Annotated in this window: 10 protein-coding genes; 1 reads left to right on the plus strand and 9 read right to left on the minus strand. The window is 55.8% G+C overall.

What is annotated here, in order from left to right:
* Nucleotides 1-137: 137 nt before the first annotated feature.
* The 9 genes from M0974_RS25555 to M0974_RS25595 are packed head-to-tail and all read right to left on the minus strand — an operon-like array spanning nucleotide 138 to nucleotide 7,043.
* Complete coding sequence (locus M0974_RS25555; RefSeq protein ID WP_297843636.1) at nucleotides 138-926, minus strand: fumarylacetoacetate hydrolase family protein; 789 nt, start codon at nucleotides 924-926, stop codon at nucleotides 138-140.
* Nucleotides 923-1,936 (minus strand): nitronate monooxygenase family protein, encoded by a 1,014-nt coding sequence (locus M0974_RS25560; protein ID WP_297843639.1) that lies wholly within the window; start codon nucleotides 1,934-1,936, stop codon nucleotides 923-925. Before M0974_RS25560 ends, M0974_RS25555 begins: the two co-directional genes overlap by 4 nt.
* Nucleotides 1,937-1,989: 53 nt before the next feature.
* Nucleotides 1,990-2,781: a 3-(cis-5,6-dihydroxycyclohexa-1,3-dien-1-yl)propanoate dehydrogenase gene (gene hcaB / locus M0974_RS25565; protein WP_297843642.1), complete on the minus strand. Its 792-nt coding sequence runs from the start codon at nucleotides 2,779-2,781 to the stop codon at nucleotides 1,990-1,992.
* Between the two features lie 9 nt (nucleotides 2,782-2,790).
* A complete protein-coding gene (locus M0974_RS25570) occupies nucleotides 2,791-3,318 on the minus strand; it encodes a 3-phenylpropionate/cinnamic acid dioxygenase subunit beta (RefSeq protein WP_297843645.1) in 528 nt (175 codons plus the stop codon).
* Between the two features lie 14 nt (nucleotides 3,319-3,332).
* Nucleotides 3,333-4,676, minus strand: a complete 1,344-nt coding sequence (locus tag M0974_RS25575; RefSeq protein ID WP_297843648.1) for an SRPBCC family protein — start codon at nucleotides 4,674-4,676, stop codon at nucleotides 3,333-3,335.
* Between the two features lie 39 nt (nucleotides 4,677-4,715).
* Nucleotides 4,716-5,069 carry a non-heme iron oxygenase ferredoxin subunit gene (locus M0974_RS25580; protein WP_297843651.1) on the minus strand — a complete coding sequence of 118 codons (354 nt, stop codon included), beginning with the start codon at nucleotides 5,067-5,069 and terminating at the stop codon, nucleotides 4,716-4,718.
* On the minus strand, nucleotides 5,062-5,919 hold the full coding sequence (locus tag M0974_RS25585; protein WP_297843656.1) for a protocatechuate 3,4-dioxygenase: 858 nt from the start codon (nucleotides 5,917-5,919) through the stop codon (nucleotides 5,062-5,064). Before M0974_RS25585 ends, M0974_RS25580 begins: the two co-directional genes overlap by 8 nt.
* A gap of 7 nt (nucleotides 5,920-5,926) precedes the next feature.
* Nucleotides 5,927-6,223 carry an extradiol ring-cleavage dioxygenase gene (locus tag M0974_RS25590; RefSeq protein ID WP_297843659.1) on the minus strand — a complete coding sequence of 99 codons (297 nt, stop codon included), beginning with the start codon at nucleotides 6,221-6,223 and terminating at the stop codon, nucleotides 5,927-5,929.
* A gap of 4 nt (nucleotides 6,224-6,227) precedes the next feature.
* Entirely contained in the window at nucleotides 6,228-7,043 is an 816-nt protein-coding gene (locus tag M0974_RS25595; RefSeq protein WP_297843663.1) for an alpha/beta hydrolase, read from the minus strand.
* Nucleotides 7,044-7,338: 295 nt separating this feature from the next.
* Here M0974_RS25595 and M0974_RS25600 point away from each other — a divergent pair, with 295 nt between their 5' ends.
* Complete coding sequence (locus M0974_RS25600) at nucleotides 7,339-7,950, plus strand: TetR/AcrR family transcriptional regulator (RefSeq protein ID WP_297843666.1); 612 nt, start codon at nucleotides 7,339-7,341, stop codon at nucleotides 7,948-7,950.
* The last annotated feature ends 90 nt before the right edge of the window (nucleotides 7,951-8,040 follow it).

Below are 8,040 nucleotides of genomic sequence, written 5' to 3' on the forward strand. Positions count from 1 at the left end.
AAGCGCAGGTGCCAAAAGCTGGCCGTTGAATAGGTCAGTCACGTTTACAGCCTCCAGAGCGCTTCGCATAACGCTTCATTGTTTTTTGTGCACGAGGTATTACTAACTGGGCAAGGCAAAGCCGGTGCTTTTGCGTGTTAGATGAAGCAACAGCTAATCTCGCCTAGACGGGTCAGGCGCAGAGTCAGTCGATCACCCTTGACCACTGGCACCATCGGGCCCAAAGCGCCAGACAGCACCACATCGCCAGCGAGCAGTGGCCTGCCCGCTTTGGCCATAGTTCGCGCCAGCCAAAGACACGCATCGATAGGGTTGCCCAAGCAGGCAACCCCTACTCCCATCGACGCCTGCTCACCATTTTTCCACAAGGTCATCCCCTCTAGACTCAAGTCCAGATCAGACAACTGCACAGGCTGTTTACCCAGCACATACAACGCACTGGAAGCATTGTCAGCGACGGTATCGACCAACGTAATTTTCCAGTTTTCAATCGCAGAATCGACTATTTCCAAAGCAGGCAAGACGTAATCGATAGCACTCAGTAGTTCAGCAAGGGTGGTATCTGCGGCCGGAAGATCTCGTTTGAGCACAAAGGCGATTTCGCCCTCGGCTTTAGGCTGGATCAGTCGGCTGCAGTCGATCACCCCACCATCGAGGACCTCCATATCCGCGAACAACATGCCAAAATCTGGCTGGTCCACGCCCAACTGCTGTTGAACGGCCAACGATGTCAAACCAACCTTGCGTCCCGACAGGCGGCGCCCCGCTTTTAGCGCCCGTTCGGTGTTCAACTCTTGCACCGCATAGGCGTCTTCGAGCGTGTGAACATCGAAACGCTCCGAAATTCGTCCAATAGCTGAACCGTTGTCTCTTGAGGCCTGAAGGGCAGCGGCGGCGTCGATCAGGCGTTGCTGAATTTGCGTCATGAGCGGTGACTCCTTGTGAGCGAGGGATGAGCAAGAGAACGCTGCAGACTGGCGTGATAGTCCTGTTCCAGTTCATCGATCAACTGTGCGGTACTGACGAGATGCTTGATCTGGCCGACGCCGTGCCCAGCAGACCAAACGTCTTTCCAGGCCTTGTTGGCACTGGCGATGTTGCCGGAAAAATCGATAGTCGCTGCCGACACTGTTTGCGGGTCAATTTGCGCCTTGACCAAGGACGGTTTCATCCAATTGGCCAACACGCCGCTGACCGCTTTGGTGGGCACCAGATCGTCCATCGAGCACTCAGTGAGCATCACCCGATACTCATCGCTGACCAGGCTTTCAGTGGTCGCAATGAAACGTGTACCCACCACCGCAAAGTCCGCGCCCATCACCTGCGCCGCATGGATGTCGCGACCAGAGGAGATAGCGCCGGCAATGCCCAGAGGGCCGTTCCAGAATTCGCGAACTTCGGCCGCAAAAGCAAAAGGGTTGTAATGACCGGTATGCCCGCCAGCCCCATTGCACACAAGGATCAGGCCGTCGACACCCGCCTCTACCGCTTTGCGCGCCATGGCGGGCGTGATGACATCGGAAATGACCTGTCCACCATAACTGTGCACCGCGTCGATGACGCGTTTGGGGCTGCCCAGTGCGGTAGAAACCAGCGGTGGTTGATAGCGCCGTACAAGTTCGAGCTCGGCGTCGAATCGATCGTAGGTGCTGTGCACGATCATGTTGAACAACCAGGGCGCCGGTTCGATGCCTTCGAGACGAGCGGCGGCAAAATCTGCGCGTAAATCCGCAAGCCAGGTATCGAGGACTTCGACCGTGCGCGCATTTGGCGCCGGAAGACTGCCGATTACTCCCGCGCGGCAGCATGCTTTTAACAGCGCAGGTCCCGAGACCAGAAACATCGGCGCCGCGATCACCGGCAGGCGAAGATCATTGAACAGGGTGTTCAGCACGTTCGGTGCTACAGGTTCCGGCGTAGTATTTTTCAGGCTCATTGGCCAGCCTCATTATTATGATTATCGAGCTTCTTATGTCGCCGCGGGTGCTGTCAGCCTTGGGTACGTACCTCCCACCCGCCGTCACTGTGAATGATGTTTGCTGTGGTTTGGCTGGCATTACGGCGCGACGCCAGCAGCACGTAATGACCTGTATGGTCCTCAGGTTCTGCAATGGATTTGAGCGGCACTGCGTTAGCCGCCGCCGTCTCGAAACCGGGAATCTGGTTGAGCGGTATGCTGCGCTTGTTCAAACCATCGAGGCTCTTCATCGCGGTATTGGTGGCGCCAGGTGCCACGCCATTGACCCGGATATCCGGTGCCAACTCATAGGCCAGTTGGCGAATCATCCCGACCAATGCATGCTTGGCCGTGACGTACAGAATCCCGCCACCGCCGGCATAAAAGGCACTGTTGGACAGGGTAAAAATCATGCTGCCACGGCTCTCGCGCAACGCATCGATTGAGCAACGCGCGCCCAATAGATAGCCTTGTACATTGATCGAAAACAGTTTCTGAAAGGCTGCCTCGAATTCTTCCGGTGCGATCCGATCAAGTCGGGTGAAATAGTCGAAGACAGCGGCGTTCCCGACAAAGGTGTCAAGCTTGCCAAAGGCATTCAATGTTGCTGCAACAGCCGCCTGGTTATCGGCAGCGCTGGAGACATCGCCGCGCACGGTAATAATGCTATCGCCCAGCGCATCGCGCAGGACAGCCAGCTGTGCCTCGTCCCGAGCCATGACCGCGACTTTGGCGCCCTCTTCAACGTAACGGCGTACAATGGCGCTGCCTATCCCACCTGTTCCGCCCGTGACCAAAGCCACCTGTCCTTCAAGCCAACCCATGTGCGTCTCCTAAAGAAAGGTGTTGATGTTTTTGCACAGCAGCATCGCGTTAGGAATGAGGATCTTTCGCTTGAGCAGTTTCAAGCCATCCCCCTCCAGACGCAGTACGTCTTCACGGCGGCCCACTATCTGGGCCGACTCGCTCAGGCCACGGCTGCGAACGTTGATGAAGCATGAATACACCACGAGCTCCCCTGGTTCAGAACCCGCATACACCTCAATATTGGTAATGACATGAACGTTGCGCGTTGGCGGATTCTCAGCCCATGCCGAAGGCTGTTTGAAGCGAGCAACCCTGCGTTGCAGATCACGCATGGAATCGTCGAAAAAAGCCATGTGCTCTGCGGTGTAGGGCCCGGATTTATCTTCACGCCTACGGTTCTCGATGCCGGGCATCCAATAATGGATTTGCTCGGACAAGGTCATCAGCCAGTCGTCCCAACACTCGTTATCCAGCAGGCGTGCTTCACGCAGCAGAAACGCTTTCACTTGGCGAGCATCGTCGGCGCTTACCGGTTTCTCGGTTGCGAATACCATGGTCACAGGCTCCATCAGCGCATCGTGCCGTTGCGGTCTGGCACATCGGCCCAGGTCGGTGCTTGCAGCAGGTCCTTCCAGCGTTGGTAGAAGGCGCGCGCGTTACATTCGTTAAGCTGACCCTTGAACACGTTCCCCGGCAGCACGCCGTCTTCGATGCGGGTATTCATGCCCAGCCCGACGTACAGGTCTTGATAACGGGTGACCATGCCGCGACTGGTCTTGGTGCAGTATTCCCAGTTTTCTCCATCGTCCATTTCGAAGACGCCAGTAGGCGAAAACGTCATCATTGCGCCTTTACGCCACTTGTCCTTGATGTCTTGCGGGGCACTCTTGTTGACGATTACCCAGGTATACAGCTCGATTTTGTCCGGGCCTCGGGGATGCCATACACGCACAGTGTTCTGGCCGGGAAGGAAAGAAAAATTCGGGAATACGGTGAAAGAAGAGATGGCTCCGATCATCGTCGAGCGGAACTCGCCCAGACGCTCGGCAACCTTGGGCCGCATCGTATGAATGTATTTGTTGATGTCTCTTTCGCCGAGGGTAGCGGCATTGCCTACTATGTCGGTGGCGAACTCATAACCGTGACCGTTCCAGTTGACTGAATAAGACTCCGGCAACTCACCGACGTTCAACACTGGGCCACCCAGCATTGCCTTGGCTGCAGAGTCGTGGGTCCAGCCGCCATGGAGGATATCGCCCACAAAGTTTTCAGCGGCTATTTTCCAGTTGCATTCTATCGTCGACCGAATGCAGCCACCGGCAAACTCAGTGCCGCCTTCGTCCATGTCCAGCAACACGTCCAGGTACCAGGTCATCGGCCCCAGATACTCTTCAAGGCTGGGAGCGTCCGCGCTGAAGGTGGCAAACACCAGCCCTTTATAGCTAGCGACTCGGGCCTGCCGCAGGCCATGCTGCGACTTGTCGAATCCACTCTCTTCATAGCATTTGGACTCATGCATGCCCATGAGTCGGCCACCATCGGCGCCAAATGACCACCCGTGATAATTGCAGATAAAACCGCGAGCATGGCCGGCCTCTGCAAAGCAGACCTTGTTACCGCGGTGCGGGCAGGCATTGAGCATCACCCTGATTGATTGGTCTTTCTGCCGCACTACCAGCACTTCATCCTCACCCATCGTGGTGGTCAGGTAGTCACCGGGTTTGGAGAGTTGCGACTCATGGGCGACGAACAGCCAGCAGCGGGCAAATATTTTTTCAAGCTCTTGCTCATAGATGTCCTTGTCCCAGAACACCTTGCCGGACATACGCCCGCTTTCCATGTCGCAGATTCGGTCCAGGTTGCGAAGCGGTTCGGTGGCTTCGATTTCCCTGAGTTTGATGATGTCGGTCATGGGACGCTCGCTGTTATGGTTTTTAGGTGTGGCCGCGAATTAGACAGGACTGTCGGCGGCAGCTGCGGCTTCCACCGACTGACTTTCGATGTCCGCGAACACCCCACCATCAGTGACAATCACTCGATAGGTACGCAGATGCCGAACACAGGGAGCAGTCACGGCCTGGCCGGTGCGAATATCGAATTGTCCCCAATGCACCGGGCACGTGATCAGGTCGTCCTCAATGTCGCCTTCGGCCAGGGACGCGGTTGCGTGAGTGCACGTATCTGCCGTGGCATAGAACGTGCCCTCAAGGTTGTAGACGCAGATATCGCCGACCTGCTCATTCAGCACTTTCTTTGTGCAACCAGGCGCCAATTCATCGGACTGACAGAGGAGAACGTTACTCATCAAGGGAACCCCCTGAATGTAGCTGCACAAAGCCTAAACCGGTGACCCATTCGGGTACTGGCTCGTACGCAATCACTTCGCCACGGGCATTGGGCACCGCCGCCAGGGCACAAGCAAAATTACGGATTTCCATGGCGCCGTTACCGGCGCGTTCGAGGATTTCCTCGTCTCGGTAGGCCGTTAGCCCGGCGAGATCACCCCGCACACCCAGATCAAGAATCTCTCGATCAAAATCTTCGGCAACTTGGCCCATTTGTGCAGTGCCCACCCAGTGACTGATGCCACCACTGCCAATGATCACCACCCGCTCATGCTCAGCGAACGATGCGACGGCCTGTTGAATCTGGTGACCAAGGTCTGCCGCTCTGCTTAGCGAGATGTAGGGGTCAACACCACAAGCAAGGTAGATGGGTATGCAAGGCAATGTACGTCCCAATGCCCTTTCCGCCGGCTGTACCACCATCTGCTGAGGAATGGAGAATGAATGATCGACGGTGAAGCTGCGTGCCACTGTCCAGTCAATCCCCCTCGCCTCGCCATCGTTGACGATATGCTCAGCCAATGCCTGATGATTGCTGATCGGTCCACGAGTCAACCCGGGCAAACTTTCAACCGGACCGTCAATGTCACCCGTGCCAATAACGTACTTGGGCAGGCATTGCGGTCCGAACAGAATGAAATGATCGCAGCCGACGATAATCACACTGGTGGGCTCAAGCTCTACCAAGCGCTGCGCACAGATTTCGAAAGCGCCCCAGATCTTGTTTCTCACGGCCTCAGCAGGTGCCTCAGGCGCCACAAACATCACTGGATCATGCGGCATCCAGAAGCCGCCAACGATTTTGCCCATGGCTCAGTCAACCCTTCAGCGCAGCGCTGAACGCTGCGATATGTTCTTCGGAAGCGCCTAGCCGACGCTTGTAAATCGCCATGTCTCGATCGGGCGCCAACTCTTGCCAGAAGCCCATCGTGAGCATCGGGTTCACACCGGCGCGCTGCAGACCCGCGACATCGAACTCCAGCACCATTTGTTTGTGCTCATAGCTCAACGCAAACCGTGCAAGAAATCGAGAGCCGTCAGCGCGAAAGCGTTCCTTCGCCGAACGATCAACGGACAGCTGCCAAAGCACCCTTTCCAATACGTTACGACTCATAGCCTTACTCGCTCAAAAAGTGGCGAACCAGTGATACAAAGCGCTCAGGTTGCTCGCTTTGGACCCAATGACCGCAGCGGCCAAAAAGGTGCAAGTCCGCATCCGGCACGCTGTTGGCGATCAGCAAACCGCACTCAGGTGGTACTACACGATCTTCGCGGCCGTGGACCACCAGTGTCGGAGCCTTGATTTTTGCCAAGGCCGCTGCCGGAAAACCCTTGACCACTGTCTCGCCGTGCTCGGCAGGCGCAGGCAATAGTTTGCGCAAACCCGCCTGAGCGCCTGGCCGAGCACTGGCCGCATACCGGCTTTGGACCAGTTGCTCGGTGATCAACTCGGGGTTATAGGGGAATAGCGCCATCAGTGCGCGCATGTTCTCGATCGAAGGTTCATAGGTATAAGCGCCTCGCAGCCCAGGAGTCTGGATAAACTCCCCCGCCGGCGTACCCAGCAGCACCAGCCGGTCTACTCGCTCCGGAGCAAATATCGCAAGGCCTATGGCTACGGCGCCGCCAAAAGAGTTACCCACAAATGAAGCTTTTGAAATGTCTAGCGCGTCCATGATGCCAACCACATGGTTGACCCACAGTTTTATGTCGTATTTCAGGCCTTCCTGATAAGGGGTGAAACCGAACCCGGCGATATCCGGGACGATGACCCGCCAGGCATCATCGAACGACGCCATGCTCTTCGCCCAGTTGCTCCAACCAGAAACGCCGGGGCCGGATCCATGCAGCAGGAACAAGGGTTTACCGCTGCCTGATTCGTGATAATTGGTGGTGTGACCTGCAGCGAGCAGCGTCTTGCCCAAACCTTCCATACGGCCTCCGATTTTTATTTTTTGCAGACATACAGCCTTGTATGTCCACAGTAGACGTCGCGCCCATACGTGTCAATACAGTTGTGTATGTTTAAATTATTTATATCCAATATAAATGCTGCTTAAACGCCTTAAATAGCGCAAAATTCAGAAATACATGTATGTATTGTTGTGTAGATTGAAAACCCTCTTCTGGCTCAGTGCTGCAGGATGTAAAGGATCCCGTTAGAATCGAACATCCGAGCCGCTTGCGGCACACACTTGTCGCACCCCATGTGGGTTAAGGTTTCCTGGTATGGCATCGCGTCCCAATTTGACCCGTGAGGATTGGATTCAAACTGCCCAGCAGGTCTTGAGTAAAAGCGGGGTCGACGCTGTTCGTGTCGATACGCTGGCAAAGGCTATGAGCATTACGCGAGGCAGTTTTTACCACCACTTCAGTAATCGAGAAGAACTGCTGCAAGGGATACTCACCAGTTGGCGAGCACGAGCGACAGAAGACGTGATTCTGCACCTCCGCAATGCACAGACCTCTGCTGAACAACAGCTAATTCGACTGCTGGAACTGCCTTACCACGGTCATGCCGCACAAGAGGCGGCGGCAGTGGAACTCGGAATTCGCGCGTGGGCACGTGGGGATCGCCAGGCACGGCAGGCCATTGATGAAGTCGATAAACACCGGTTGAGCTATATCGAGGGTTTGCTGATGCAAATGCACTTGGGGGAGACAGAGGCTCGAGATCGAGCGTTTCTGATTTACTCCTACCAATTAGGCCTCTCGCTACTGTCTACCGAGGGCACGTCGACGAACCACATGGATCGCAGCGCTCGCATGGCAAATATCCTTTTGAGTTCGGATACCCGTCATGCGCCACCACAGCAAGCCGACCAGCCTTTAAGCGTCTGAGCGCATCAATTTATGGATGCCCAGCGCCTTGAATATCAGCAGATCGAAAACCCGATCTGGCAGCCATCGACTGATGTACCAAATACGATC

It is taken from the genome of Pseudomonas sp., assembly GCF_026224925.1.
Lineage (GTDB): Bacteria > Pseudomonadota > Gammaproteobacteria > Pseudomonadales > Pseudomonadaceae > Aquipseudomonas.

Coding starts and splice junctions, on each gene's coding strand:
- M0974_RS25585 (WP_297843656.1), bottom strand. CDS start 5,919: ATGGGCAAAATCGTTGGCGGCTTCTGGATGCCGCATGATCCAGTGATG.
- M0974_RS25575 (WP_297843648.1), bottom strand. CDS start 4,676: ATGACCGACATCATCAAACTCAGGGAAATCGAAGCCACCGAACCGCTT.
- M0974_RS25595 (WP_297843663.1), bottom strand. CDS start 7,043: ATGGAAGGTTTGGGCAAGACGCTGCTCGCTGCAGGTCACACCACCAAT.
- hcaB (WP_297843642.1), bottom strand. CDS start 2,781: ATGGGTTGGCTTGAAGGACAGGTGGCTTTGGTCACGGGCGGAACAGGT.
- M0974_RS25570 (WP_297843645.1), bottom strand. CDS start 3,318: ATGGTATTCGCAACCGAGAAACCGGTAAGCGCCGACGATGCTCGCCAA.
- M0974_RS25590 (WP_297843659.1), bottom strand. CDS start 6,223: ATGAGTCGTAACGTATTGGAAAGGGTGCTTTGGCAGCTGTCCGTTGAT.
- M0974_RS25560 (WP_297843639.1), bottom strand. CDS start 1,936: ATGAGCCTGAAAAATACTACGCCGGAACCTGTAGCACCGAACGTGCTG.
- M0974_RS25600 (WP_297843666.1), top strand. CDS start 7,339: ATGGCATCGCGTCCCAATTTGACCCGTGAGGATTGGATTCAAACTGCC.
- M0974_RS25580 (WP_297843651.1), bottom strand. CDS start 5,069: ATGAGTAACGTTCTCCTCTGTCAGTCCGATGAATTGGCGCCTGGTTGC.
- M0974_RS25555 (WP_297843636.1), bottom strand. CDS start 926: ATGACGCAAATTCAGCAACGCCTGATCGACGCCGCCGCTGCCCTTCAG.